Origin of the sequence: Nonomuraea sp. NPDC050733, assembly GCF_040654215.1 — a bacterium.
In the GTDB taxonomy this organism is placed as follows: Bacteria; Actinomycetota; Actinomycetes; order Streptosporangiales; family Streptosporangiaceae; genus Nonomuraea.
In genome coordinates this window covers 1-25,950 of record NZ_JBFAHO010000046.1, presented here as the reverse complement: position 1 = coordinate 25,950, position 25,950 = coordinate 1, and the positions used below count along the sequence as shown (strand labels likewise).

Sequence of the window (25,950 nt, the reverse complement as noted above, 5' to 3'; positions counted from 1 at the left end):
CCATGACGGATCGAGCCAACATCCTCCTTGTCGACGACCGCGAGGAGAACCTGATCGCCCTTGAGGCCATCCTCAGCTCGCTCGACCTGGTGCCGGTGCGCGCCCGGTCGGGCGAGGAGGCGCTCAAGGCCCTGCTCAACACCGAGTTCGCGCTCATCCTGCTCGACGTGCGGATGCCGGGCATGGACGGCTTCGAGACGGCCGCGCACATCAAGCGGCGCGAGCGGACGCGCAACATCCCGATCATCTTCCTCACGGTGGTCGACAGCGCCCCCGACTACGCCTTCCGGGGCTACGCCGCGGGCGCCGTGGACTACCTGACCAAGCCGTTCGACCCGTGGGTGCTGCGGGCCAAGGTGGCGGTGTTCATCGAGCTGTACAACATGAACAAGCGGCTGGCCGAGCAGTCGTCGATGCTGCGCGAGCGGATGGCGGGCGAGCTGTCGCCGGGCGCGGGCGACCCCGCTTCGGTGCTGCCGGAGCTGTCGCGCCGGCTGACCGCCGTGGAGGAGGAGCTGGCCAGGGTACGGGAGCTGGCGCGCAAGTCGCAGGACCCGGCGCTGACGATCCCGCTGGGCGATCTGGCCGAGCGGGTGACCAACCTGCGGGCCGGGTTCGACGCGCTGTCCTGACGTCCGTAAAACCGGGGACATTATCCCTTAACGGGGGGATTTGTGCCTTTTTCGGTTCTCTACAGTCGGAATGAGGCCGACGCAGAGGAGAACCGACGTGCTGCACGATCATGGCTTCCTCCGTGAGCTCGTCGCGATGAAGGACGAGATGGGCGTCGTCTCGCTCTACGTGGACGCGGGGCCGCGGGTGGACCCGGGGATCAGGCCCGCGTGGGAGATCCGGCTGCGTGACGACCTCGCCGCGATACGCGCCCGGGTGTCGGCCTGGCCGGAGCGGGTCCGGCGCGCCACCGTCCTGGAGCACCTGGAAGCCCTCGAACCCGAGATCGCCCGGCTGGTCGACCCGGCCTCGCCCGGCCTCGGGCGGGCGCTGTTCGCCCCGGTCTGCACGGGCGAGATCCACCGGACGTCGCTCCAGGTGCCCGTGGGCACGTGCGCGGTGCTGGAGTCCACGGCGTACGTCCGGCCGATGATCGCCGCGATGGCGACCAGCGCGCCCGCCGGCGTGGCCTTGGTGCGCCGGGACGGCGTCCGGCTCATCGACTACCGGTACGGCATGGCGGAGGACGTGTACCGGTCCTCGTACGAGCTGGGCAGCGACGACTGGCGGGAGATGCGCGGTCCCGGGCGGGCCGGCACGGACCGGCGCTCGTCGACGCACCACGAGCGCTTCCGGCGGCGCGCCGAGGAGAGCCTGGTCCGCTACCTGCAGGCGATCGCGCCGGAGATCAGCAACCGGATGGGCGCCCTGCGCTGGGCCGACGTGCTGCTGGTCGGCGATCCGCGGCTGACCGCGACGCTGGCGGAGGCGCTGCGCCCGCTCGACCTCGTCCAGGTGGACAGGGTGATCACCGACGGCCCGGCCGGGGACGTGGTGAGCCGCGTCTCGGCGGAGCTGGTCGCGGTGCGCGTCCGCAGGGACGCCGCGCTGGTCCGGCGGGTCGTCGACACGGCGCTGTCCGGCGGGCGCGCCGTGCTCGGCCTGGGGCAGACGCTCGCGCTGCTGAACGAGGGACGGGTGGACTGCCTGCTGATCCACGAGAACGGGCACTGGCGCGGCGGGCGGGGGCCCGACGGCTTCCTCTACCCGGCGGAGCAGGTGCCGCACGGCACGGTCACCACGGACGAGCCCGACCTCGGGGAGCGGATGATCGAGCGGGCGCTGGAGAGCCGGGCCGAGGTGACCGTCGTCCACGCCCGCGCGGCGGGCGCCCTGGCGGCGTACGACGGGGTGGGCGCGCTGCTGCGCTGGTGAAGGGCCGGGTCAGTGGCGGGCGCGCTCCAGGGCGTCCCAGAAGCCGCGGCGCAGGGCGTGGCGGACCTCGTCGTGCAGCAGGAAGTCGATCGGCAGGGAGGAGCCCTGCAGCAGCCTGGCCTCCAGGTCTGAGGGCATGCGTGGCTTGCGCGCCAGCACGGCCTCCAGCCAGAGCGCGGGCGCGTCACGGGCGACGGACTCGCCGAAGTCGTGTCCCTCGCGGTGCGCGGCCTTCACGGCGTCGGCCAGCGTGGTGGCCTGCGAGCTGGACGGCGGCGTCGGCGTCACCCCGGACTGCGGCCCGGTGAAGGCGCCGAACTGCGCCGGCTGGTAGCTGCCGTTGGCCGGCTGCGAAGGCTGCGGGGGCGGCGTGGGCTGTGACGGCTGTGACGGCTGCTGGTGTGACGGCTGCTGGTAGGCGCCGTTGGACGGCTGTGCGGCGAACTGCCCGGTGGACGGCGACTGCGACGGCTGCTGCGGGACGGGGCCGGTCGCCGGCGCCTGCGGCTCCTGGTGGTAGTAGGTGGGCATCGAGGGCGGCTGCGCGGCCTGGCCCCGTCCGGACGGCGGCTGGCCGTCACCCGCCGGGAGCGCCGGGGAGGGGGTCGTCGGCGGGGCGGCGTGGCTGCCGCTCGGCTTCGGAGCCGGCAGCGGCGTCGGCAGGGACGAGGACGGCGGCGGCGCGGGCGGCAGCGAGTGGGTCGCGGCGTGGGCGGCGGAGTGGCCGTTGGACAGCGAATGGTGGCCGTTGCCGGTCTCGCCGACGCCGCTCACCAGGTTGACGTAGGGCCGCAGGTGGGCGTTGCCCAGCTCGATGAGGTCGTCGCCCTCCTGACGTAGGGCGCGCGAGACGGCCCAGCCGTCCTCGGTGGCGATGGGCACCACGGTCACCCGGATGCCGAGGTCCTGCGCGTCGCAGACGACCTGGGCGAGGTCCTCGTCGCCGCTGACGACCACGGCGTCGCAGATGGCGTTGTTGCGGGCCAGCGTCATGAGGTCGCGGTGGACCTGGGCGTCCACGCCCTCGCGCCGGCCGGGCCGGATGCGGGACAGCCGCAGCTTCAGGCCGGGGATGTCGGCGAGGACGTCGTGCTCGGGGGTGCGGCGGCCCTCGACCGTCGCCTCGTACCAGTAGCAGCGCAGCAGCGGCAGCCCGGTGCGCTCGCGCGCGAGGTTGCTCATGAGCTGGAGCAGCCCCGGGTAGTCCCACGCGACGGCTTCGCGATGACGGGTCCCATGCACGGCCATCGCGCCGTCAGCCAGCAGATAGCCGGCGTCCACGAACAGCGCGCAGCGATCCACTGACACCGCCCCTTTCCTGATGGTCCGCCCTCACTGGCTCTGCACCGTCAGAGCCGGACTCGGCGGCCCCTTCAGGGTAGTGAAAGCAGGTGATCGTCCGAGGTTAATCCCGACGATTCGCCACCGCCCCGGGCATACGCCGGACGATTCAGGAAGACCGTACCAGTTTGTCCGGGTTTACGGTTACTGGCGCGTACGGGTGGTGACTGCGGCAATTCCAAACAAAATCGCATCTTTCTCGCTGGTAATGGTGAGGGCGGGATCGTCACCGAGCTCCGCCTCGAACGTGTCCACGTCCACCCCGAACGTCGTCCCCGTGGCCCCGCCGGACGAGCCGTCGAACGGGTTCGCGGCGTCGCGGTCACCGCCCTCCGGCACCAGCGGGCCACCACCGGCGGACACCGTGTCGCCGCCGAGCTCCGCGTCCCCCTCCCACGTCACCAGCCGCACCCGCGCCGGCCCGTGGCCCGGCGTCAGGCCGTCCAGCGGCAGCCGCAGCGACCCGTGGCCGTCGCCCGTCACGGCGGCCCCGTCGAGGACGACGGTCCTGGTGTACGGCTTGGCGGGGCCGGTCGAGATGACCACGAGGCTCCAGCCGGCGTGCCGGGACACGCCGGGCTCCATGGGCGCGTCGGCCGCCCACCAGTCGCCGTCCTTCCTGGAGTTGGCCACCAGGCCGGTGACGTCGGCGAACGCCTGGTAGACCGCCCCCGACGGCAGCCTTCCGGCCACCACCTGGTCCGGCCGCACCGGCTCGTACCTCCGGTGACCGGGCGGCCTCAGCCTGATCGGCCCGGGGACGCCGCCGCCCGCCGACCAGTACAGCCCCGCCCACACGACCCTGCCACGTCTCGGCATGCGCAGGCGCGCGGCGCTGGACGCGGCGGTGGAGGCGGTCCGGTCGGCGTCGAGCGGGACCATCGACCACAGGTCGTTGTCGCGTCTGGTGCCCTCGCGCCTTCGCGCCTCGGGGCAGCCGGCCTGGCCGCCGGGGCAGGTGAGGAGGGAGTTGCCGACCGCCATGACCGACACCTTGCCCTCGGTGGCGAACCTCGCGGGCGCCCCGGACAGCCGCACGCCCGCCGCGGCCCGCGCCGCCGTCCTCTGCCGACCGGCCCGCACCCGTACGGCCGGAGCCGCGCCCTCCCGGGCGTCGGGGGCCACCTGGACCCGGAGGAACAGCACGGTGCTCTCACCGGCGCGCAGCGCTCCCCGGACGCACCGCGCCCCCTCCGGGACCGGCCGGCACACCCACCCGCCGACCGCACTGCCCGTGCCCACCGACCCTACGGCCTCCCGCGCGCCCGGAGGGGCGGCCGCGTGACGCCTGTGGCGCTTGGCTGCGCCGCCCGGCGCCGCGTCGCTGCCTGGCGTCGTGTCGCGGCCCGGTGTCGCGTCGCGGCCCGGGAGCACGCCGAGACCAGGCAGCAGGTCGCGGCCCGGCAGCACGTCCCCGCCAGGTGGACCGGCGGGGCCGGGTGACGTGTCGCGGGGCGGGGACGCCTCCTGGGAGGGCAAGACCCTGCGGGGCGGTGTGCGCGGTGACCTGCGAGGCGGGCTTGTGGCGGGGCCCAGCACGGCGCCGTGGCCGCGGCTGCCCGGCGGCATCATCGCGACGCCGGGAGGCAGGTCCACCAGTGCCTTCACCTCCGCGCTCGGCCCCCCGCCGGAGTTGCGAACCCGTATCGCGATGATCCCCGGCCGGGCGCGGACCAGGGCGCCGAGCGGGTCGATCGTGACGCGCAGCCGGGCGTCACCGCCGGCCGCCCACCCGGACTCGGGGCCGGGCGGCGACACCGGGTTCGGCTCCGTCACGGTCAGCGGTGAACGCCCCGGAGTGAGCGGGTGGGCCATGGGGGAGGTGGGGAGCCGGTCGACCGCGTGGCGGCCGGAGGCGACGGCGAAGGTGGTGGCGGCGACGACGGCCACCGCCGCACCGCCCGCCACGGCCACCCGCCGGCTCGCCGCCACGCGCTGGAGCCAGGCGAGCAGGCACGGGGTCCGGCGCGCCCCACAGGCGCCGGCCTCCCGCTCCTCCACGGACCGTCCGTCCCCACCGGACCGTCCGTCCTCTGGCGAGCCCTCGCCCGTCCGATCATGGACCCTGTCCTCACCGTCCCGATCACGGCCAGCCCGGTCCTCGCCGTCCCGATCCCGGCCCGCCCGGTCCTCGCCCTCTCGATCCCGGCCCACCCGGTCTCCGCCCTTCCGGTCGCCGAGGTCCTCCCAGAGGCCGAGGTCCTCGTCCGCGTCCGCCAGCCCGGCGTCCTCCTCCCAGAACGCGGTCTCCTCCTCAGCGCGCTCGGCGGCCACCGGCGTGCCGAACGGCGCCTCGACCGCCGCCGTGTCCGGCCCGACGGGTGCCGGGGAGCCGCGGGGAGTCGGAATGACGCGGACGAGTGCCGACGACGGAGGCGCCGGCGCTGGCCGGGACAGGGCCGAGGCATAGCCCGGGAAGACCGGGCCGAGCAGCAAGGGCCCGATGACGGCCCGCAGCCCGCCGTGGATGTCCGTGAGCTCCGTCATGACCGCGTGGCAGCGCGCGCACCCGTTCACGTGCCCCGTCACCGTCCTGGAGTCGCGGCGCGACAGCGCGCCCCGCACGTGCGCGCCCATCCTGAACAGCACCGGCTCGCACGCGGAGCCCGAGGAGGCGGACAGGTGCATCTGGATGTACGCCTGTCTCAGCCCTTCGCGGGCCCGGTAGGACAGCTCCGGCACCCCGTTCGGCGAGAGTCCCAGCAGCGGCGCCACCTCGGCGGGCTTGGCGCCTTCGACCTCCGTGTGCCAGAGCACCGCCCGCCACCGCTCCGGCAGCGACAGGAACGCCTGGGCGATCATCGACTTCTCCAGCCCGACGAGCGCCGGGTCGACGAAGGGCACACCCGGGTCGAACCGCTCCGTGTCGCCCGTCGACACCTGCCGGCTCTCGATCCGGGCCCGGTCGTGGACCGTGCGCCGCACCACCGTCAGCAGGTACGTGCGGAAGGCGTCCCCGGGCCCGCCGCCCCGCCCCACCAGGTCGAGGATCTTGGTGAACGCCTCGGCCACCACGTCCTCGATCTCCTCCTCACCCCGTACGAGCTGGCGGGCCAGCGCGCGGGCGGCGGTGGCGTGCCGCTCGTGGAGCCGCCCGTAGGCGGCGGCGTTGCCCTCTCTGACGGCTTCGAGGAGCTCGGCATCGCTCTGTGGTGATTCGATACACATGGTCACCTCGCGATTACGGTTCGTTGCCTCGCCGAGTCATTCCGCAGCCATGGGCATGGCCAAACCCCTCGCGAGCCTTTACCTCGGACGGCCGTCGTCCGGAGCGGAAGGCGGGCCCCTAAGCTTGGGCGCATGACGGATCGCGACGACCTGCTGGCCGAGATCAAGAAGAAGGCCGTGGTCCACGGCAAGGTGGTGCTCTCCTCCGGGCGGGAGGCGGACTTCTACCTGGACCTGCGCCGCATCACGCTCGACGCCGTGGCGGCGCCGCTGGTCGGCAGGGTGATGCTGGACCTCACGGAGGATCTCGACTACGACGCCGTGGGCGGGCTCACGCTGGGCGCGGACCCGGTGGCGGGCGCGATGCTGCACGCGGCGGCGGCCCGGGGGCGGGCGCTGGACGCGTTCGTGGTGCGCAAGGCGCAGAAGGTGCACGGCCTCCAGCGCCGCGTCGAGGGTCCGGACGTGCGGGGCCGGCGGGTGCTCGTCGTCGAGGACACCTCGACGACCGGCGGGTCGTCGATGACGGCCGTGGAGGCCCTGCGCGAGGCGGGCGCCGAGGTGGTGGCGGTGGCCACGATCGTCGACCGTGGCGCGGCCGCGCGCATGGCCGAGGAGGGCCTGGAGTACCGCACCGCGTACACGCTCACGGACCTGGGGCTCTGAGCCGCCCGGACGGACGGCACAGCGCTACGGCGCCTTGACCGTGAACGCCTCCCGCTCGCCCGCCTTGCCCTGGGCGCGCGGGCTGCCGTTCTCCGTGACCCGGACCGTGGCCGCGTCGCTGAGGACCACGTCGAGCTCGGGCTGGAAGTAGCTGACCTCCTCGCCTCTGCTCATGTCGCGGTACTGCAGGACGTCTCCGCCCGGCACCCGTACCGTGACGAGGGGGCAGGTGTCGGCCACGCACTCGATGCGGACGGTCGGCGCCTGGGCGCCGGCCGACGGCTCGGTGGTGGCGCGCTGCGGCTCGGCCCGCTCAGGGGTGTCGAGCGTCAGGAACAACGCGCGCCCGCCGATGACGAGAAGCGTCGCGACCCCGGCGACCGCCAGAACGGCGACCGCGAGGCGGGCGAGGCCCATCGGATCTGACCTGTGGCGTCCCACACACCGGAGAGTACCCCCGGAACGGGCCGGTTCCGGTTACGGGCCGTCAGTGCCCGTGGGGACGCGGTGGTGCTTGCCCGTGGGCGCCGGCCCGGCGGGCTTGGGCGACCGGCGGCGCTTGATCACCTCGAAGATGATGGGGATCAGCGAGATCAGCACGATGAGGAAGACGCCCGGCAGGATGTACTTGTCGATGTCCTTGGGATCGACCTTGTCGCCGAGGTAGTGGCCGAGCAGCAGCATGCCCTCGACCCACACCACGCCGCCGATGACGTTCCAGACCAGGAAGCGCCTCGCGGGCATCTCCAGCACGCCGGCGACCGGGTTCATGAACGTGCGGATGATCGGCACGAACCGGGCCAGCACCACGGCCTTGGCCGGGCCGAACTTGTCGAAGAACTCCTCGGCGCGCAGGACGTGCTCGCGCTTGAACAGCCGCGAGTCGGGCTTGTCGAACAGCCTCCGCCCGAACCTCGCACCGAGGAAGTGACCGAGCTGCGCGCCCGCGATCGCGCACAGCGGGGTGCCGATCAGCAGCATCGGGAACGACAGCGGCTCGATCCCCATGCCCGCGGCCACCGAGGCGGAGCTGAAGATACCGGCCGCGACCAGCAGAGAGTCGCCCGGCAGGAAGAAGCCGAGCAGCAGACCCGTCTCGGCGAAGATGATGGCGAGCACGCCGATCGTCGCGAAGGCGCCGAAAAGGGTGAGCCACCACGTCGGATCGAGAAGATTCAAGAGCGAGTCCACAGGCTGAGCCTACCTGGAGCGCGGGGGCTCGACGGGTGGTCCGAGGCGCGTTGTCACTACCACGCGGGGTAGCTGACGGTAATACTGGGCAGCGCGCAGCCTTACTTCTCAGGGAGATGAATCATGCCGATAGCCACTCCAGAGATCTACGCCGAGATGCTCGACCGGGCCAAGGCTGGCGGCTTCGCCTACCCGGCCATCAACGTGACCTCCTCCCAGACGCTCAACGCCGCGTTGCGCGGTTTCGCCGAGGCCGAGAGCGACGGCATCGTTCAGGTCTCCACCGGCGGCGCCGAGTTCCTGTCGGGCGCGTCGGTGAAGGACATGGTGACGGGCGCGACGGCGCTGGCCGAGTACGCCCGGGTGGTGGCCGCCAAGTACCCGGTGACCGTGGCCCTGCACACCGACCACTGCCCGAAGGACAAGCTGGACGGCTTCGTGCGGCCGCTCCTCGACATCTCCCTCGAACGCGTCTCACGCGGCCTCGACCCGCTCTTCCAGTCGCACATGTGGGACGGCTCGGCCGTGCCGCTGGAGGAGAACCTTGAGATCGCGCAGGAGCTCCTGGAGAAGTGCGCACGGGCGCGGGTCGTCATGGAGATGGAGATCGGCGTCGTCGGCGGCGAGGAGGACGGCGTCGTCGGCGAGATCAACGAGAAGCTGTACACCACGCCCGGCGACGCGCTCGCCACGGCCGAGGCGGTCGGCGTCGGCGACCGGGGCCGCTACCTGCTGGCGGCCACGTTCGGCAACGTGCACGGCGTCTACAAGCCGGGCCACGTCAAGCTGCGGCCGGGCGTGCTGAAGGAGCTCCAGGACGCGGTCGCCGCCAAGTACGGCAAGGAGAAGCCGTTCGACCTGGTCTTCCACGGCGGCTCGGGCTCGTCACTGGAGGAGATCCAGGAGGCCATCTCGTACGGCGTGGTCAAGATGAACATCGACACCGACACGCAGTACGCCTTCACGCGGCCGATCGCCGACCACATGTTCCGCAACTACGACGGCGTGCTGAAGGTCGACGGCGACGTCGGCAACAAGAAGAGCTACGACCCGCGCTCGTACGGCAAGGCCGCGGAGGTCGGCATGGCCACCCGCGTGCGTGAGGCGTGCGAACACCTCGGCAGCGCTGGGACGAAGATCTCCTAGCCACGTCAGGGGCCCGGCGGGTATGACTTGTCCTATGGACAACCTTCTCGCCGGGCCGCCCCCGACGTACCTGCCGGACCTGCCCGAGGCCAGGGAGGCGCTGGAAGCCGGGGCCAAGCCTTCCGACGTGGCCGCGCGGTTCCCGGCCTACCCGACGGCCTGGGCCGCACTCGCGGAGGAGTACTTCGCGCAGGGGCACGCCGTCACTTCCTACGCCTTCGCCCGTACCGGCTACCATCGCGGGCTCGACCAGTTGCGCCGCAGCGGCTGGAAGGGGCATGGGCCTATCCCGTGGGAGCACGAGCCGAACCGCGGCTTCCTGCGCTGCCTGTACGCCCTGGCGAGGGCCGCGCAGTCGATCGGCGAGAAGGACGAGGCCGAGCGGTGCATCCAGTTCCTCAAGGACAGCGACGAGGCCGCCTATGACGCGCTGGCCGGGTAGCCCTTGGGACGAATAGGCATACTCGGGTAGTCTCTCTACGCAAGAGCCCCTGTCGCGCTTGCGCCAGGGGTTTCGTTTTGTGCTCGGGAGACTAGAACCATGCCGGCTGTCGTTCTCGTGGGCGCCCAATGGGGCGATGAGGGCAAGGGCAAGGCCACCGACCTGCTCGGTGGCGATGTCGACTACGTCGTCCGCTACCAGGGTGGCAACAACGCGGGCCACACCGTGGTCATCGGCGACCAGAAGTACGCTCTGCACCTGCTGCCCACGGGCATCCTGTCGCCCGACGTGGTGCCGGTGATCGGCAACGGCGTGGTCATCGACCCGCGCGTGCTGCTGGACGAGATCGACGGGCTCGCCGCGCGGGGCATCTCCGCGGAGCGGCTGTTGATCTCGGCCAACGCGCACCTGATCATGCCCCACCACCGTGCGCTCGACAAGGTCAGCGAGCGCTACCTGGGCAAGGCCAAGATCGGCACGACCGGGCGCGGCATCGGGCCCGCGTACGGCGACAAGGTGTACCGCATGGGCGTGCGGGTCCAGGACCTGCTCGACCCGGGCATCCTGGCCAAGAAGATCGAGGCCGCGCTGACCGAGAAGAACCAGGTGCTCACCAAGGTCTACAACCGGCGCGGCATCGAGCCGGAGCGGGTCCTGGAGGAGTACCTCGGCTACGCCGAACGGCTCAAGCCGCACATCGCCGACACCTCGCTGGTGCTGTCGAAGGCGCTGGACGAGGGCAAGTTCGTGCTGCTGGAGGGCGGCCAGGGCACGCTGCTGGACCTCGACCACGGCACGTACCCGTTCGTCACCTCCTCCTCGCCGACCTCGGGCGGCGCCTGCGCCGGCTCCGGCATCCCGCCGACCCGGCTGACGAAGGTCATCGGCATCCTCAAGGCGTACACGACCCGGGTGGGGGCCGGCCCGTTCCCGACGGAGCTCGAGGACGAGATGGGCGACTGGCTGCGCACGACCGGCGGCGAGTACGGCGTCACCACCGGCCGCAACCGCCGCTGCGGCTGGTTCGACGCGGTCATCGCCCGGTACGCGACCCGCATCAACGGGGTGACCGACTTCTTCCTCACCAAGCTGGACGTCCTGTCCGGGCTGGAGCGGATCCCGGTCTGCGTGGCGTACGAGGTGGACGGGGTGCGGCACGAGGAGATCCCGATGACGCAGACCGACTTCCATCACGCCAAGCCCATCTACGAGGAGCTTCCGGGCTGGCAGGAGGACATCTCGGGCGCCAAGACGTTCGAGGACCTGCCGCGCAACGCCCAGGAGTACGTCCGGGCGCTGGAGAAGATGAGCGGGGCCCCGATCAGCGCGGTCGGCGTGGGCCCGGCGCGTGACGCGACCCTGGTGCTGCGCCCGCTGACCTGAGTGACCCGGGTCAGTTCGTGAGGACCGCGGCCGTCATGGGAGTGTGGACGGCCCAGCCGAGGCTCTCGTAGAGCGAGCGGCCGGCGGGGGTGGCGACCAGCACCCCGTCGGTGGCTCCGCCGGCCGCGGCGGTCGCGGTGAGGGCGCCCATGACGATGGTGCCGAGGCCGCGCCGCCGGTGGTGCGGCGCGGTCTCGACCTGGTCGACGACCGCCGTGGTGCCGGAGATGGCCATCTGCCCCCGTGCGGCCATCTCGCCGGCGGCGGTGAGCAGACGCGCGACGGTGACGCCGGCCCGCGTGGTGACGGCCAGCGTGTAGCCGTCCGGCGCGACGACGCCGGCCCGCGCGGCAGCCGTGGCGCCGGTCAGGCCCCTGGGGCCCGGCGCGGGGTCGAGCGAGGCGGTCATCATGAACTCCGGCTCCTGCACGTCCCACGGCCGCGGCAGCCAGGGCGCGACCTCCTCGTACGGCGCGCAGAGCTTCAGCCAGGTGCCGGGGGCGCTGGGCAGGGCCGTCAGGTGGCGCAGCGTGGCCGGGGTGGGAGCCGGGACGACGTGGCGGACCACATGGCCCGGCAGGCCGACGTCGACTCTCAGGCCCCAGGGCTCGCGCACGGGAGTGGGGGCGTTGCGGGAGACGACCCAGCCGTCCACCCATGCCCGTACGGTCGCGGGCCGGACCGTTTTGAGAGCCCGTGTCATGGCGGTCAGCTTATTGCACGAAGATTGCAGGTATCCAGGCAAAAAGGGCATGCGACGGCTCACATCGGACGCCTAACCTCGACCCCATGGACATCCGCCGGGTCACCGCGTTCGAGGCCGTCGAGGCCGCCGGCCACCTGTTCGACATGCCGCCGCAGAGGGAGGCGACCGGCAGGTTCCTGGCGGACGAGGGGCACCACCTGCTCATCGCGTACGTGGACGGCACGCCTGCCGGGATGGTCACCGGGGTGGAGATGACGCACCCGGACAAGGGCACGGAGATGTTCCTGTACGAGCTGGGCGTGGACGAGCGCTTCCGCGGCCAGGGGATCGGACGGGCCCTGGTGCTGGCGCTGGCCCGGCTGGCCCGGGAGCGCGGCCTGTACGGGCTGTGGACGGCGACGGGCAAGGACAACGTGCCGGCCCAGGCGACGTACTCGGGCACGGGCGGCGACCCGGAGTGGGAGCAGGTGATCTACACCTGGGCCTTCGACGGCCCGATCTAGGGATATTGCGGGCAAAAGGGATGCGGCGTGGCGGCGCGGGAAGGTGGCGGGCTCCCGGTAGGGTCCGGGTGTGCGCGTTGAGATACATGGCCACCGGGGGGCTAGGGGCCTCTGGCCCGAGAACACGCTGCCTGGCCTGAGCCGCACGCTGGAGCTCGGGGTCCACGCGCTGGAGCTGGACGTCGCCCTCACCGCCGACCAGCGGCTCGTGCTCACGCACGACCTCACGGTCTCGGCCGTGACCAGTGCCGACACGCGGCCGCTCCGGGCGGACGACCCGGCATACCCGTACGTCGGCAAGCCCGTCAACTCCCTCACGCTCGCCCAGCTGCGCACGCTCGACGTGGGCGTGCGGCTGCCTCGACATCCCGACGACCCGTTCGCCATCACGCAGGTGGCCGTCCCGGAGACCCGCATGCCCACGCTGGGCGCGGTGCTCGGTCTCGTGAACGCCTACGAGGCGGACGGCGTGCGCCTGCACGTCGAGCTCAAGTCCGACCCGACCCGGCCCGAGCTGACGCCCGACCCGGAGCTGTTCACCGGGCTCGTGATCGACGAGCTTGACCGGCACGGCAGGCTGGACAACGTCGCCGTCCTCAGCTTCGACTGGCGGATCATCACGCACGCTGCCGCGATGGCGCCCGGGACGCGGCGGTTCGCGCTGATCGAGCCCGACACGCTGCACTGGCACGACGACCTGGGCGACGACGTCCCGGCCGCCGCCCGCGACGCCGGCGCCACCACGCTGTCGCCCGAGCACGTGATGGTGGACGAGCGCCTGATGTCCCAGGCCGCCGCCGCCGGGCTCGACGTGGCGGTGTGGACGGTCAACGACGCCGAGCTGGGGGCGCGCATGCTCGACCTGGGTGTCTCCGGCATCGTGACCGACTACCCGGACCGGATGCGGGAGCTGTGGCGCGAGCGCGGCCTGCCCCTGCCCGCCCCGGTCGAGCCCCTGAGACCCGTCTCCGTCTGAGCGCCCTCACGGGGCTGAGCGTCCTCAGGGAAGGACGGTGCCCACTCGCTTGACGGTGCGGATGACCGGGGACGTCTCCACCTCCCGCACGCCCTCCAGGGGCGCCACCCGCTCCGTCAGGTACCGGTACAGGCCCTGGGTGTCGCGGCACGTCACACCGGCCATGAGGTTGCTCGGCCCGGTGATGGCCGCGGCCACGTCCACCTCCGGATGCGCCGCCAGCGCGGCCCCGACCTCGCCAGCCGCGCCGGCCGCACCTTCATCCACAGCCACGCCTCCGCCCGGTGGCCGAGGGCCCGCGACGGGATCTCGACGTCGAACCTGAGGGCGCCGGCGGCACGCAGCTGCTCGACGCGCCGCCGTACCGTCGACTGCGAGCAGCGCCCCGCCGCCGCCAGGTCGCCGTACCCGGCGCGTCCGTCCTGGGCGAGCACCCGCAGCACCGCGCGGTCCTGCTCCCCCAGGGAGACCGCGGTGGGCCCGCCGGACGCGGCCGGGACGGGCTCCCGCGGGACGTGGCGGAGCCGGGCGGCCTGGGCCTCGGAGAGCACGGCGACGCGGCTGCGCCACCCCGCGTACATGTGGAGGGTCGCGTGCGCGGTCATGGCGACCACACGGGGCGTGCGCGGCAGCTTCTTCAGCAGGAGCTCGTCGCCGTCCTCTGCGGCGGCGTGGACGCCGCAGACGATCTCGGTGCCGCCGGACATCAGGCGCACCCACACGGTGTCGTCGCGGCGGGCCAGCGCCTCGGCCACGGGCCCGGCGGCGTCGGGCGTGCAGACCAGCCGGACGGCCCAGGAGGTGTGCCCGTACAGGGTGGCGTCGAGGACGCCGACCACGCGCAGCAGGCCCTGCCCGCGCAGCCGCCGGTAGCGCCGGGCGACCGTGTGTTCGGAGACGCCCAGCACCTCACCGATCCGGTTGAACGGGGCCCGTCCGTCGAGCTGCAGGGCATGCGCGAGAGCGAGATCGATCGCCTCCAGCGAGCCGCTTTCCTCCATATTTCATGATTCCACGCGGGAAAGCGGCTTCGAGGGCGTCAACGCTGCCGGGCCGGGGAGGGAAGGCCGGAGATGATCATATCGGCGAGCAGGGCGTAGCTGGCGTCCAGGTCCAGCGGGAGCCCGAACGCGCCCCCGCTCTCCAGGACGGCGAAGCCGTGGACGGCCGAGCGCAGGCACCGCACCGCGTGGAGGGCGTCCGCGCCCTCCAGCCCGTACCCCCGGAAGGTGGCGAGCATGATGTCGACCACCCGCCCGCCCGCCTTGGCCACGTCGTCCTGCCCGGGGCGCGCGGCCTGGATGACGGCGGCGTACCTGCCGGGGTTGCCGGTGACGTAGTCGCGGTAGGCGGCCATGCAGGCGCGCAGCGCCTCGTCCCCGGAGCGGCCCAGGACGGCTTCGCGCAGGCGGTCCGCCAGCTCGTCCATCACGCGTACGGACACGAGCGTGTTGAGCTCGGCGAGGTTGCGCACGTGCTTGTAGAGCGACGGCGTGGCGACGCCCGCGCGGCCGGCCACCGCCGCCAGCGTGAGCGCGGCCCCGCCTTCCTCGTCGATGATCCGCAGGGCGAGATCGACCACCGCGTCGCGGGACAGCCCGGCCCTAGCCACGGGCGTGCTCCTTGAGGAAGGGCAGCATGACCTGGGCGACCTCCTCGGGGAACTGGGTGTGGGGGTAGTGGCCCGCGCCTTCGACCATCACCACCGTACCCAGCCCGGCCGGCATGCCGGCGACGACGCCCTCCGCCTCGGCCTCGGGGTCGGCCCAGTCGGGGTCGAGCGTGCCCATGAGGACCAGGGCGGGGACGCGGAGGGTCGCGAGCTGGGCACCGGCGTCGGTGGGCGCGGACATGCCCATCGTGCCGACCACGGCCATCCTGCCGGGACGGCTGAGCGCGGCCTCCAGCGCGGACATGTACGCCTCGTAGCCGGCGGGCCTGGCGCCCGGGTACGCCTGGTCGAGGTATCTGCGCCACAGCTTCACGCTGCGCAGCATGCAGGCGCCCATCAGCAGCGTCATCCCCTTGCGGTGCCGGCCGTTGCGCAGCAGGCCCCCGAGGTCGGGCTTCTGCGCCCGGGTGAACGGGGCGATCTCGACGACGGCGCTGACCAGGTCGGGCGCGAGCGCCGCCGCGATGGTGGCCGCACCGCCGGAGAAGGAGTGACCGGCGATCACGGCCGGACCGCCCAGGTGGCGCACGAGGGCCAGCAGGTCGTCCGCGACGTCCGTGCGGGTGTAGGAGGGCCAGTCGAGGCTGGACTCGCCGTGGCCGCGCATGTCGGCCGTGGCGACCCGGTATCCGGCGTCCACCAGCAGGGCCGCCAGGGAGCGGTACGACTCCCGGCCGTTCCCCATCCCGGGCGCCAGCACGACGAGCGGCCCCTCACCGGCCACGTCGTACGCCAGCCGGCCACCCTCGATCTCCAGGAACTTCGTCATGCCGTTCTCCTTCTGGCTAATCTCCATTGCCTGAAAGCTACTATCATTAGCCAACGCCTGTCAACAGCCGAACCATCAGAGGAACGACCCGTCCGTCCAGTCGCCGGGCATGCACGAGAGCTACGCCAAATGCCGTCAACGAGCCGCTTTTCTCCAGATTCTTCGATTGAGCGCCGGAAATCGTCATCCGAGCGACTCCGAGCTGCCTCACCCCGTCAGCCGGGACGATGGTTGGGGCATGATCACATATCTGGTTTTCGGCGCCACCGGCAACGTCGGCAGGAGAGTGACCGAGCGGCTCGCCCGGTCAGGGGCCGCCGTGCGCGCCACCAGCCGCCGCCCAGGATCGGCGCGGCTGCCCGAAGGGGTCGAGGTGGTCGCCCCCGACCTGACCGCGCCGGGCGTCCTGGAGGACGTCGAGGCGGTGTTCCTGATGTGGCCGTTCCACTCGGCCGAGCAGGCGGGCCCGTTCGTCGAGGCGATCAAGCGGAACGCCCGCCGCGTGGTCTTCATGACCGGCGGCGGCGTGCGTCCCGGGCTGCCGCCGGAGCAGCAGCCGAACCCGGTCGCCCGCTGGCACGCCACCGTGGAGCACCTGATCGAGCAGTCGGGCGTGGAGTGGACGGTGCTGAGTCCCAGCACGTTCATGACCAACACCCTGTGGTGGAGCGACCAGATCAGGGCCGGCGACACGGTCCGGGGAGCGTACGGCTCGGTGACCATGACGCCCATCCACGAGGACGACATCGCCGCGGTCGCGGTGCGCGCGCTGACCGGGACCGGGCACGCGGGACGCCGCTACGACCTGACGGGCCCCCAGGCGCTGACGCAGGCCGAGCAGGTGCGGGTGATCGGCGAGGCGATCGGCCGCCCCCTGCGCTGGGTGGAGCTCTCCCCGGAGAAGGAACGGGCACGGCTGCTCGCCGACCCCTCCTTCCCGGACTCCTTCGTGGACGAGCTGCTCGCCGGGTACGCGAAGATGACCTCCACTCCGCCGCCGGCCCCCACGACCACGGTCGAGGACGTCACCGGGACGCCCCCGGCGACGCTGGCCGCCTGGGCCGCCGAGCACGCCGCCGCGTTCGAGAGGCTCCCCGAGTGAAAGTGATCGTCGCCGGGGCGGGGCTCGGGGGGCTGTGCCTGGCCGGCGCGCTGCGCCGGGCCGGGATCGAGGTGGCCGTCCACGAGCGCGACCCCGCGCTGAGCACCCGCCGGCAGGGCTACCGCCTGCACCTGGGCGAGACGGGCATCCAGGCCCTCACCGCCGTGCTGCCGCCCGGCCGGTGGGAGGAGTTCCTGGCCACCGCCCACGTGCCCGAGCCGCGCTTCGTCCGGCTCGACCCGGCGCTGAACGTCCTGGACGTCGTGGAGCACCACGGCCGGCACCTGGCCGTCGACCGGGAGACCCTGCGCCGGACGCTGCTGGCCGAGGTCGAGGACGCGGTCACGTTCGGCCGGCGCCTGACGGCGTTCGACGCGCGGCCGGACGGGGTGACGGCACTGTTCGCCGACGGGTCCACCGCCACGGGTGACGTGCTGGTCGGCGCCGACGGCGTCAACTCCGCGGTGCGCCGGCAGTGCCTGCCGCATGCCCGGGTCGTCACCACGGGCCTGGTCCAGCTCTACGGCAAGATCCCGCACGGCCTGGCGGACGACATGGGCAACGTGTTCACCGCGATCTCCGGACCCGGCCACCGGGTGGTGGGCGTCGCCCCCACCCGGGACTACACGACCTGCTCGTTCAGCGCCCGAGCCGAGGACCTCCCGCCCGGCCTGGACGAGCTGGGCCAGGAACGGCTCCGCGCCATGGTCATGGACATGACGCCCGGCTGGCACCCCCGCGTCCACGACATGATCGCCCACTGGACGGAGGTCTTCCCGCTGGAGCTGCGCACCAGCGTGCCGGTCCCGGCGTGGCCGACCAGCCGGGTCACGCTGCTGGGGGACGCCGTCCACGCCATGAGCCCGGCGGCGGGGGCGGGAGCCGGCATCGCCCTGCGCGACGCGACCGTCCTCGCCTCGGCCCTCGCCCGCGGCGGCGATCCGTTGGAGGCGCTGCGCGCGTACGAGGGCGAGATGGTGGAGTACGGCTTCGCGGCCGTCCGCGCCTCGGCCGCCAACGGAGCGCGTTTCCTCGGCCAGGACCCGCTTCCGGCCGCGTAGCCGGATGGCGTGCACCGCGACGACAGAGTCGGCCCAGGACCGGGGGTGTGGGGGCCGGTAGGCCCTCGCCTGCGGCGTAGCCCCTGGTGTGCGTCCGAGCGGAGCGAGGGCCATGCCCTTTGGCCCACTCGCCGACCCGTGCACCAGCCCTGTCACGGCTGGAGGAACTCGCGCGCGCCCCGCAATCGCGTCCCCAGGACCCGCCGCGTCATCGTGCAGTCCAGTCGTACGTCGAGCGGCCCCGCCAGGTCCGTGTCGGCACGTCGCCCCCGCGCCAGCCGGGACGGATCGAGCCCGTCACGGCGCGCGACCAGGCAGCCGAGCTCGTACCGGCTCACCGCGTCGCTCCCGGCCACGTGGTGGACCCCCTGACGATCGGAGGCCGCGAGCTCCAGAAGGGCGGCGGCGAGGTCGCCGACGTGCACCGGGCAGCGTACGTCGTCCGTGAACAGCGTCCCCTGCCTCCGGCCGGTCGCCAGGTCGCGCACGAAGGACTCGTGCCCGGACCGCCCGTCACCGAGTATCAGAGACGTACGGACGATCACCGCCGCCGGTGAGATCGCCCGGACGGCCACTTCGGCCGCCGCCTTCGCAGCGCCGTACGGGGAGACGGGATCCGGTACGCACTCCTCCGCGTAGGTGACCGCCCTGCCCGAGAAGACGGCGTCGCTGGACACGTGCACCAACCGCCCACCGGCCGCCGAGACCCCGAGCGCCACATGCGCGGCGCCGTCCGCCGTCGCCGTCCAGTCCGCCTGCCGGAACGCGGCGTTGACGACCACGTCCGGCCCGAAGGCGCCGACCAGGCCGGCGACGGCCTCGCGGTCACGGACGTCGAGCGCCGACCACTCCACACCCTCCACCTTCCCCGGATGGGACAGGCAGGTCGCGGCCACCTCGTGTCCTTCGGCGACGGACCGCCGGGCCAGCTCACTGCCGAGGAAGCCACTGCCTCCGACGATGAGGATTCTCATGGGGTCACCTGTCGCTCGGTCGATCGGAGTACTGCCTGGGGCTGCGGCCACACGTCGCGGCCGCTGCTCCACAACTCGCAGGCGTGGTACGCGAACCGGTAGAACAGGCCGTCATCCTGACGACGGGGTGACGTCGCCCTCCGGGGCACGGACGAGGAACCTTACCTCGCAACCCTGCTGATCCCGATCCGACGACAACATCCCGCCCGATCACCATGACCGGACGGGGATCGCGTCAAGTTCGGTCCAGCCGTCTCAAGAACGGCCCTGGGGCGGCTCTATCGCTGGGTGATGGCCTGGGCTCGGCGGATGTGGTCGTTGAGGTTGCGTCGCACGCTGTCGACGTCGGTGGTGACGTTCTCGGACAGCTTGTCCATCAGCTCCACGCAGGCGTGGGCGGCGGCCGCCGACCGGGGCAGCATGACCTTCTCGTAGGCGGCGGTGGCCTGGTCGGGGTCGGGGTGCGTGGCGATGGCGGTGGCCAGGTCGCTGCCGTCGATCAGGGCGAGGTTGGCGCCGATGCCGAAGGGCGGCATGAGGTGGGCCGCGTCGCCGAGCAGGGTGATGCCGGGGACGTGGTCCCAGGTGTGCCCGGCGGGCAGGACGTGCAGGGGCCGGTTGACGAACCCGCTGTCGTTGTCGCGGAACAGGTCGAGCAGCATGGGATGCCAGCCGGCGTACATGGCGTGGAGGTGATCGCACACCGCCGCCGTGTCACCGAGGTCGAGGCCCGCGGTGACGTACCAGTCCACCGGCGCGTCGAAGGAGGCGTACAGGCGGATGTGGGAGCCGCTGTTGCGCTGAGCCGAGATCATCTTCCCGTCGGCTCGCGCCGCCAGCGTGCCCGGCCCCACCCAGCGGGCCAGGTCGGGGTGGCGGACGTCGACGTCGTCGAGGAACGCCTCGATGATCGTCGAGCCCGTGTAGCGGGGGACGGCATCCGAGACGGCGGGGCGTACCCGGGACCAGGCGCCGTCGGCGCCGATCACGAGGTCGAAGTCCGCGCTGGTGCCGTCGGCGAAGCACAGGCGAGCGCCGCCGCCGTCGAGCGGCGCGACCGCGTCCACCGGGCGCCCCCAGCGCACGGTGCCGGGGGCGAGTGAGTCGAGCAGCAGGCCCCGCAACTGGCCCCGGTCGATCTCCGGGGCGTAGCCCTCGTCGCGGCTGTCGGTGGGCCGTTCGTGGTGCACCAGGGCGGCCGTGAAGGGGTCCAGCCCCCGCAGCTCCTGCCCCTGCGCACGGGCCAGCGCGGTGAACTGCTCGAACAGGCCGACCGCCCGCAGCGCGGCCTGACCGGTCGGCACGTGCAGATCGAGCATGCCGCCCTGCCAACGGGCGTCGCGGGAGTCCTCCCGCTCGAACACGGTCGCCGGGATGCCGTACGTCTGCAGACCGCGGGCGCAGGCGAGGCCGCCGACGCCGGCGCCCACGATCGCGATGGTGGGGTTCATGACACATACCTCCTGATGTCGTCTTCGAGCGCCCACAAAACCATAGTCACTCCGAATTCGCAACAGCTCCGATTTCGCACTCGATCCGAGTTGCCGTACGCTGAGCCGGTGAGCGAAGGAGCAGGGCGCCGCGAGCGCAGGAAGGCCCAGACCCGCAAGGCGCTGGCCGACGCCGCGCTGCGGTTGTTTCTGGAGCACGGTTACGACCAGGTGGGCGTCAAGGACGTGGCCGATGCCGCCGACGTGGCGGTGTCGACGCTGTTCGCGTACTTCCCGAGCAAGGAGGCCCTGGTCTTCGACCTCGACGACGACCTCGAGGCCGAGCTCGTGGCCGCGGTACGCGACCGTGGCGCGGGCCGGTCCGTCCCGCACGCCCTGCGCGAGCTCATCCTCAGGCGAGCGATCGAGGTCGCGGCCTTCCCCGACACCGCCGCCCTCGCGCGCATGGTGGAGAACACCCCGGCCCTTCGCGACTACGCCCGCCGCATGTGGCTACGCCACGAAGCCGCCCTCGCCCACGCCCTCGCCGACGCGATCGGCGCCCCCCATGACGACATCGCCTGCGCCGCCTTCGCCCGGTTCACCCTCGAAGCCGCCCACCTCGTCCACAGCCACCCCGCCCCCGAGCAGGCCACCGACGCGATCTTCAACCTGCTCGAACACGGCTGGACCACCGCCCATCCCGGCACCTGAACACCGGCGAGCGCCGGCGCCAAGGTTCCTTCTGAAGCACACCGTCACCGGTAGACGGCCGGCTCCTTCCGCTCGCCGGGGAACACCATGATCAGCAACTCGACAGCGTCGTCCGGCGGGTCGGGAACCTCGTGGACGAGGTCACGGCCGCGTAGATGAACCCGAACCCGGTAGGACCCGGGGCCGCTGGTCGTCAGCTTGGGGGACGTCGCCCCCTGGCCGTCGACCAGGATCAGCGAACCGGTCGGGCTCTCGTAGGCGACCTCGACCACCTCCTTCCACCCCTTGGTCTCCAGCGGTGGCCGCCGGGCGTAGGACTCGGTGGTCACGCAGGCGTGACCGATCTCGTCGGCGGCCCAGATGGCCAGCGCGCCCGGCTCGCTTCCGACCAGCTCCTTGACCAGGTCGGGGTAGGCGCCTTCGTATTCGTCCTCCCATCCGTTGATGGTCCAGAACTCGGTCCACATGGTGGCGCGGTGCTGCCGGACCGGTTTGATCTTCGGACGGTGCGCGGGGTGAGCGGCGCAGGCCTTCTCCTTCTCGGCCAAGTAAGCGGCCTCTTCCGCCCGTTCGCGCTGGCCGGCCAGTTCCTGGGCGCGGGCCACCGCTGGGCACAACGGTGCCAGCGCGCCGGCCAGCGACTCGTGGGGTGCTTCTGGCATGGCGAGGGCACGGGTGTCGCCGCCGTGCTGCTCGGCCAGACGGCACAGGTGACGACCCTGCGTCAGGACCACCCGATCGGGAACCTGGGCCCAGCTTTCGATGCCGTCGTCCATGAACGAGTCGTAGCCGCGGACCCGGCACAGAAAGTCCTTCTCCGCCTTGGTCACGTCATGGACGGTGCCGTTGCCGAAGCCGGCGCAGTCGAGCTCCCGCTCGCTGCTCACCTTGCCGGAAGCGGCCGCCTGGTCCACGACCAGAAGGGTCGTCATCAGCGTCAGGACCGCGACCACCGTACGGGCGAAGCGACCTCTCCGGACGAAACCACGGCGCGTGGGGCGCACCGCGAGCAGGACCAGGATCGGCGGCGCCAGGAAGTAGAGGTCCATGCCCGCGTTCCGGGTCACGATCTCGGGTGGGCCCCACGCGTCCATGCATTCCTGGCCCGACGCTCCGTCGAGCATGAACAGCAGCAGCTCGGGGAGCCGCAACAGGAGAAGGATCACGGCGCCTGAGCGGGCGACAACCCTGCCGAGCCGGTCACGCCCGGTCCGCATGCCTTGGTACCAGCAGGCGAAAGCCACGACGATCATCGGCGCGCCGCCGTACCAGAAGAGGGGCAGAATCCTGACCATGCGTTCCGGGGATCTGATCAGTTCGTTGATCTGGTCGCCCAGGCACGAACCCCCCGACATCCACACGTAGCCCTGGCCACCGTCATCTCCGGTCAGGAGCGATCGGATCCAGAAGAAGACGTCGGGAGTCAGCGTGACCAGTAATGCCGCACTCCACAGAATCCATGATCGTCGAGACACGACACCGAACCCTAGGACACCACACGGCCGGACCGAACGTTGCGCAGCGGCCTGCGAGCACAGCGCGGGTCATCGGCTGAGCGACTGGAGCGGGCTGCCGGTCGTTGATTGCTGCCAACCTCCTGTCGTCCACGATCGCGCCGTAAACTCGGCAGCATGACGGCACCGCAGGAAGAGTACGAGGATCTTCACCGGCTGGTCGACCAGCTCCGGCCAGATCAGGTGCGTGAAGAGCGCGCGCGGCTCCTCCGGCTCGTCCACTCACGCACCGAGGAGCCGGAGCTCGGCCCCGACGGCCTGCCCACCCTCTTCGGCGCCTTCCAAGCGGACCGGAACGACGCCTCCGAACGGGTGGAAGAAATCATTGAGCAGCGCTGACCGGTCCCTGCTCGTACCCAGTTTCGTCGCCCGAGAGCTGCTACATCATCGGCAAGCTTGGCGGCGCGAGGACGGAGGCAGCTGAGAACAGGTCGGTCACTCAGAATTCGTCGTACCCGGAGACCTGGCCGATCGGGAAGATGTGCCGGTTGGCGGCGCAGATGGTCTCCAGCACGTGGACCGGCGTGTCCTCGGCCGAGTAACTGGCACGGAGCACCTGGACGACCCACTCGCCCGACTCAAGCTCCAGCGTCTCGCGCTCGAACGAGGTCGGCGGCCGGGCAGTCAGGTTCTCCTCCGCATGACCGAACGCGTAACCAAGGGCGGTCAACGCGGACTGGAGTGACGGCCGCACGAACTCCGGCTCGGCGATCCGGGTGTCACCGAACAGGTCGGCGCGGAAATAGCTCGTCGCGATCCGCACGGGCACGTCATTCGCCGTCATCATCTTGCGGCGGGCGATGATCTCCGCACCGGGCTCGACCCGTAGGCATGCTGCCACATGATCGCCGGCAGGCTCGGGCCCGACGTAGAGCATCCGGCGGTCGGCCTTGAGCCCCTGCCGTTCGGCTTCGGCGAGGAACAAGGACTTGGAGCCCCGTACGGCGGGCTCGGTCGGCAACGCACGCTGCACGAGCACGCGCGGCCCCGGCGAGGCGGGCCCTTCAGGTGCTCGGGCGGCCGGCCCCTTCTTCATCTGGGAGATACGGCCGGGCGATACACCGAGGCGTCCGGCGATTTCCTCCAGGCTCATGCCCGACTCCCGGGCTTCGGCGATGGCCTGCCGCCGCATCTTCGCCGCTTCGGTGACCAGGCCCTGCTCCTCTGTCATGAGTCGACTGAGGACGCGGGCCCGCTCGACGGGATCGCTCACCTGCGCGACTTCCCTGAGCATCTTCAAGTCCATCAGGGCATGCCTCCTCAGCGACGGCAACAGACCAACTTTAGCCCCCCTATTGCGAGGGCGACACCAGACATCTACGCTCGACTTTAGCCCCCCTATAACGGGGGCTCCGAAGAGACCCTCGCCTATCGGAGCACGGTGCTGGAACACCGCCGACAGACGAGGGTCCGAAGCGCATCGAGAGCATTGGGGCGCCAACGATGCAGAACCAGGTTACTGCCGTGCCCGAGAACGGCAATGAGACGAGAGCCCAACTGTCCGCAGAACTCCTACGCGACGCGCTTCAGTCGGGACACGGGATACCGGCAGCCACGCACGACGGGATACGACCTCGCTCTGGTGTCGGTATGGGTCGGGCTGGTGGTGTGGTGCGACGGCGTGTGGTTCTGGTGGCGGGCGGGGTGGGATGACCGGCGCGAACGAGTGATCTACGCACGGCATACGGCGACCGAACCGTCACGAGCAGCCCGTCGGGTGGCCTTCCGCTACGCCGACCTCCGCAGAAGCCATCCGCTGTCCAAGATGATCGACGACATCTCCTCCCCCACCCTGCCGTCGGCGGACGAAGGCACACGATGAGCGGGCCCTCATCACGAATAGGATGCCGGGTCGAGATCCTGGACACCTCGCACAGTCCGGCGCGGACACGTGGCTCGGGCAGGTGGTTACTGGGGCAGCATGGGACCGTTGTCGGCGCGTCCCACAGCGCCATTCTGGCCCTGGTGGAGCTCGACGGCGCTTCACCCGAGCGACCTCTCAGAATGCGGCGCTGGCGACTCCACTGGGACGACCTGCGCATGAACGACACACGGGCAGAGCAGGACAAGGGCCCCGACAACCATCGGCTAGGACTGTCCCGTCTCGAACGGGAAGCCATGCAACACGCCGTAGCCGCTCACCGGGAGATCAGCCTCTGCGGGAAACCGGTCGTTCCCTTGCCAGTGCTCGGCTGGTCCTTGCTCTTCATGCCCACAGCGACGCAAGCCTGCCCAGCCTGCGTGCATCTGGCCCGAACAGTCCGCTGACCAGCAATTCCCCGTTGTGCGTGTCCACGGCGAGTCGAACAACATCCGACATCAGAACGTGTTCTGACTTAGCATTAGGGGGTGAGCTCCAACCAAGCCGACTCAGTGACCTTCTCCGACCTCTCGCGCAACCCCCGAGCCGTCGCTCAACGCGCAGTCCGCCTGGGTCGCGTACGCGTCACCCATCGTGACGCTCCGGATTTCTACTTGACCGCTGCGGACCGCGAGGAGCAGCGCGAAGAGACTCTGGCCACGGCATCCCGGCTATTCCTCGCGCTGCTCAAGCACGATCCGACTGCCCGCATGCTGGTCATCGCCATGCCAGAGGTCTTTCCATGGGTTCGCCACCTCACTTCCGACGAACTCCGCGCATTCACTCTCGAACTGGTCGAGGCCCTGTCCGATGCCGTCGAACTCGACGTGGATGCCACTACGCAGGAGGTCGTCGCTGGCTGGCGCGCCACGGCTCGGATCAAGGCCGATCCCGCGCACTATGCCGAGGCTCGCAAGGCGACGAGCGGTGACTACGGGCCGGTAGAGATTTCGGCATGAGCCCGAAACGAGGGGATCGGGTCACGGTGCCGCCCTCTGACGACGAGTGGGATCTACGGTTCGGCAACAGTGACGCCGTCACAGGGTGGGAAGAACTGTGCCGTCACGCCCTGACCAATACACGCCGATGCTTCGAGGCGTTACGCGCCGACCCGCGCTCCCGCGCGAATCATGAGCGGCAGCACCGTCTGCGCGGCGATATGGCGACGCATCGTCACAACGGCCAGAATCTGGAGCAATGGGAGTTCGAGGTCACTAACGGCGGGCGCGTTCGCTATGTCATAGACGACGCCGCCCACACTGTTTAGGTGATCTACGCATCCCCCCGGCATCCGAAAGATACCGATTGATCAATGTCTGAAGCGGTGCCACGACAAGCAGCCGTTTCCCTCGGCAAGGACCGGGGGTGCGGGGGCCGGCTGGTACCCGCACCAGTTCCAGGTCGGGCAGACGGGCAAGACCGTGTCGCCGCAGCTCTACATCGC

28 protein-coding genes and 1 pseudogene are annotated in these 25,950 nt (G+C 71.5%); 16 read left to right on the top strand and 13 right to left on the bottom strand.

The window, feature by feature from the left end:
• Nucleotides 1-2 precede the first annotated feature (2 nt).
• Nucleotides 3-632 carry a response regulator gene (locus tag AB0H64_RS39090; RefSeq protein WP_357635270.1) on the top strand — a complete coding sequence of 210 codons (630 nt, stop codon included), beginning with the start codon at nt 3-5 and terminating at the stop codon, nt 630-632.
• 97 nt (nt 633-729) lie between these two features.
• Entirely contained in the window at nt 730-1,887 is a 1,158-nt protein-coding gene (locus AB0H64_RS39085; protein ID WP_357635267.1) for a VLRF1 family aeRF1-type release factor, read from the top strand.
• A gap of 9 nt (nt 1,888-1,896) precedes the next feature.
• On the opposite strand, the gene AB0H64_RS39080 is transcribed toward AB0H64_RS39085, so the two are convergent.
• Both AB0H64_RS39080 and AB0H64_RS39075 read right to left on the bottom strand, forming a co-directional pair.
• Nucleotides 1,897-3,189 carry an NYN domain-containing protein gene (locus tag AB0H64_RS39080; protein WP_357635339.1) on the bottom strand — a complete coding sequence of 431 codons (1,293 nt, stop codon included), beginning with the start codon at nt 3,187-3,189 and terminating at the stop codon, nt 1,897-1,899.
• A 183-nt stretch (nt 3,190-3,372) separates the two neighbouring features.
• Nucleotides 3,373-6,396 (bottom strand): sigma-70 family RNA polymerase sigma factor, encoded by a 3,024-nt coding sequence (locus AB0H64_RS39075; protein WP_357635264.1) that lies wholly within the window; start codon nt 6,394-6,396, stop codon nt 3,373-3,375.
• 132 nt (nt 6,397-6,528) lie between these two features.
• Between AB0H64_RS39075 and pyrE the strand changes: the two genes are divergently transcribed.
• The gene (gene pyrE, locus AB0H64_RS39070) at nt 6,529-7,062 is read left to right on the top strand and encodes an orotate phosphoribosyltransferase (RefSeq protein ID WP_357635261.1); all 534 of its coding nucleotides are present in this window, start codon (nt 6,529-6,531) and stop codon (nt 7,060-7,062) included.
• A gap of 24 nt (nt 7,063-7,086) precedes the next feature.
• Here the strand turns inward: pyrE and AB0H64_RS39065 are convergent, their stop codons facing one another.
• Nucleotides 7,087-7,479 carry a hypothetical protein gene (locus AB0H64_RS39065; RefSeq protein ID WP_357635258.1) on the bottom strand — a complete coding sequence of 131 codons (393 nt, stop codon included), beginning with the start codon at nt 7,477-7,479 and terminating at the stop codon, nt 7,087-7,089.
• 60 nt (nt 7,480-7,539) lie between these two features.
• A complete protein-coding gene (locus tag AB0H64_RS39060; protein WP_357635256.1) occupies nt 7,540-8,253 on the bottom strand; it encodes a DedA family protein in 714 nt (237 codons plus the stop codon).
• A gap of 123 nt (nt 8,254-8,376) precedes the next feature.
• Here AB0H64_RS39060 and fbaA point away from each other — a divergent pair, with 123 nt between their 5' ends.
• From fbaA to AB0H64_RS39045, 3 genes are all read left to right on the top strand, one after another.
• Complete coding sequence (fbaA, locus tag AB0H64_RS39055; protein ID WP_357635253.1) at nt 8,377-9,399, top strand: class II fructose-bisphosphate aldolase; 1,023 nt, start codon at nt 8,377-8,379, stop codon at nt 9,397-9,399.
• A 34-nt stretch (nt 9,400-9,433) separates the two neighbouring features.
• Nucleotides 9,434-9,841, top strand: coding sequence for a DUF3151 domain-containing protein (locus AB0H64_RS39050; protein ID WP_357635250.1), 408 nt, complete (start codon nt 9,434-9,436; stop codon nt 9,839-9,841).
• Between the two features lie 99 nt (nt 9,842-9,940).
• Entirely contained in the window at nt 9,941-11,224 is a 1,284-nt protein-coding gene (locus AB0H64_RS39045; RefSeq protein WP_357635247.1) for an adenylosuccinate synthase, read from the top strand.
• A 10-nt stretch (nt 11,225-11,234) separates the two neighbouring features.
• Here AB0H64_RS39045 and AB0H64_RS39040 read toward each other — a convergent pair whose 3' ends face one another.
• Nucleotides 11,235-11,927: a GNAT family N-acetyltransferase gene (locus AB0H64_RS39040; RefSeq protein WP_357635245.1), complete on the bottom strand. Its 693-nt coding sequence runs from the start codon at nt 11,925-11,927 to the stop codon at nt 11,235-11,237.
• 86 nt (nt 11,928-12,013) lie between these two features.
• On the opposite strand from AB0H64_RS39040, the gene AB0H64_RS39035 reads away from it, so the two are divergent.
• Nucleotides 12,014-12,433 carry a GNAT family N-acetyltransferase gene (locus tag AB0H64_RS39035; protein ID WP_357635243.1) on the top strand — a complete coding sequence of 140 codons (420 nt, stop codon included), beginning with the start codon at nt 12,014-12,016 and terminating at the stop codon, nt 12,431-12,433.
• Between the two features lie 70 nt (nt 12,434-12,503).
• Nucleotides 12,504-13,409 (top strand): glycerophosphodiester phosphodiesterase family protein, encoded by a 906-nt coding sequence (locus tag AB0H64_RS39030; RefSeq protein ID WP_357635240.1) that lies wholly within the window; start codon nt 12,504-12,506, stop codon nt 13,407-13,409.
• Between the two features lie 24 nt (nt 13,410-13,433).
• Here the strand turns inward: AB0H64_RS39030 and AB0H64_RS39025 are convergent, their stop codons facing one another.
• The 4 genes from AB0H64_RS39025 to AB0H64_RS39010 are packed head-to-tail and all read right to left on the bottom strand — an operon-like array spanning nt 13,434 to nt 15,850.
• A complete protein-coding gene (locus AB0H64_RS39025) occupies nt 13,434-13,607 on the bottom strand; it encodes an Lrp/AsnC ligand binding domain-containing protein (protein WP_357635237.1) in 174 nt (57 codons plus the stop codon).
• Nucleotides 13,562-14,410, bottom strand: a complete 849-nt coding sequence (locus AB0H64_RS39020; RefSeq protein WP_357635234.1) for an Lrp/AsnC family transcriptional regulator — start codon at nt 14,408-14,410, stop codon at nt 13,562-13,564. The genes AB0H64_RS39025 and AB0H64_RS39020 overlap by 46 nt, the downstream gene beginning before the upstream one ends.
• A 38-nt stretch (nt 14,411-14,448) precedes the next feature.
• A complete protein-coding gene (locus AB0H64_RS39015) occupies nt 14,449-15,021 on the bottom strand; it encodes a TetR-like C-terminal domain-containing protein (RefSeq protein ID WP_357635231.1) in 573 nt (190 codons plus the stop codon).
• The gene (locus tag AB0H64_RS39010; RefSeq protein ID WP_357635228.1) at nt 15,014-15,850 is read right to left on the bottom strand and encodes an alpha/beta hydrolase; all 837 of its coding nucleotides are present in this window, start codon (nt 15,848-15,850) and stop codon (nt 15,014-15,016) included. The genes AB0H64_RS39015 and AB0H64_RS39010 overlap by 8 nt, the downstream gene beginning before the upstream one ends.
• A gap of 238 nt (nt 15,851-16,088) precedes the next feature.
• Between AB0H64_RS39010 and AB0H64_RS39005 the strand changes: the two genes are divergently transcribed.
• Entirely contained in the window at nt 16,089-16,952 is an 864-nt protein-coding gene (locus tag AB0H64_RS39005) for an NAD(P)H-binding protein (RefSeq protein ID WP_357635225.1), read from the top strand.
• Nucleotides 16,949-18,013 (top strand): NAD(P)/FAD-dependent oxidoreductase, encoded by a 1,065-nt coding sequence (locus AB0H64_RS39000; protein WP_357635223.1) that lies wholly within the window; start codon nt 16,949-16,951, stop codon nt 18,011-18,013. Before AB0H64_RS39005 ends, AB0H64_RS39000 begins: the two co-directional genes overlap by 4 nt.
• 152 nt (nt 18,014-18,165) lie before the next feature.
• On the opposite strand, the gene AB0H64_RS38995 is transcribed toward AB0H64_RS39000, so the two are convergent.
• Nucleotides 18,166-18,987, bottom strand: a complete 822-nt coding sequence (locus tag AB0H64_RS38995) for a sugar nucleotide-binding protein (protein ID WP_357635219.1) — start codon at nt 18,985-18,987, stop codon at nt 18,166-18,168.
• Between the two features lie 278 nt (nt 18,988-19,265).
• Nucleotides 19,266-20,438 carry an NAD(P)/FAD-dependent oxidoreductase gene (locus tag AB0H64_RS38990; RefSeq protein ID WP_357635217.1) on the bottom strand — a complete coding sequence of 391 codons (1,173 nt, stop codon included), beginning with the start codon at nt 20,436-20,438 and terminating at the stop codon, nt 19,266-19,268.
• Between the two features lie 108 nt (nt 20,439-20,546).
• Here AB0H64_RS38990 and AB0H64_RS38985 point away from each other — a divergent pair, with 108 nt between their 5' ends.
• Entirely contained in the window at nt 20,547-21,131 is a 585-nt protein-coding gene (locus AB0H64_RS38985; RefSeq protein WP_357635214.1) for a TetR/AcrR family transcriptional regulator, read from the top strand.
• A gap of 44 nt (nt 21,132-21,175) precedes the next feature.
• Here the strand turns inward: AB0H64_RS38985 and AB0H64_RS38980 are convergent, their stop codons facing one another.
• Nucleotides 21,176-22,426, bottom strand: coding sequence for a hypothetical protein (locus AB0H64_RS38980; protein WP_357635212.1), 1,251 nt, complete (start codon nt 22,424-22,426; stop codon nt 21,176-21,178).
• Between the two features lie 336 nt (nt 22,427-22,762).
• On the opposite strand from AB0H64_RS38980, the gene AB0H64_RS38975 reads away from it, so the two are divergent.
• Entirely contained in the window at nt 22,763-22,984 is a 222-nt protein-coding gene (locus AB0H64_RS38975) for a hypothetical protein (RefSeq protein WP_357635209.1), read from the top strand.
• Between the two features lie 100 nt (nt 22,985-23,084).
• Here AB0H64_RS38975 and AB0H64_RS38970 read toward each other — a convergent pair whose 3' ends face one another.
• Nucleotides 23,085-23,891 carry a UTRA domain-containing protein gene (locus AB0H64_RS38970; RefSeq protein WP_357635206.1) on the bottom strand — a complete coding sequence of 269 codons (807 nt, stop codon included), beginning with the start codon at nt 23,889-23,891 and terminating at the stop codon, nt 23,085-23,087.
• A gap of 336 nt (nt 23,892-24,227) precedes the next feature.
• On the opposite strand from AB0H64_RS38970, the gene AB0H64_RS38965 reads away from it, so the two are divergent.
• The 4 genes and pseudogenes from AB0H64_RS38965 to AB0H64_RS38950 all read left to right on the top strand — a co-directional run.
• Nucleotides 24,228-24,467: a hypothetical protein gene (locus AB0H64_RS38965; RefSeq protein ID WP_357635203.1), complete on the top strand. Its 240-nt coding sequence runs from the start codon at nt 24,228-24,230 to the stop codon at nt 24,465-24,467.
• A gap of 527 nt (nt 24,468-24,994) precedes the next feature.
• Nucleotides 24,995-25,465 (top strand): hypothetical protein, encoded by a 471-nt coding sequence (locus tag AB0H64_RS38960; protein WP_357635201.1) that lies wholly within the window; start codon nt 24,995-24,997, stop codon nt 25,463-25,465.
• Nucleotides 25,462-25,773 (top strand): hypothetical protein, encoded by a 312-nt coding sequence (locus tag AB0H64_RS38955; RefSeq protein ID WP_357635198.1) that lies wholly within the window; start codon nt 25,462-25,464, stop codon nt 25,771-25,773. The genes AB0H64_RS38960 and AB0H64_RS38955 overlap by 4 nt, the downstream gene beginning before the upstream one ends.
• Nucleotides 25,774-25,879: 106 nt before the next feature.
• Nucleotides 25,880-25,950 (top strand): annotated as a pseudogene (locus tag AB0H64_RS38950) (FAD-binding protein); the annotation flags it as partial.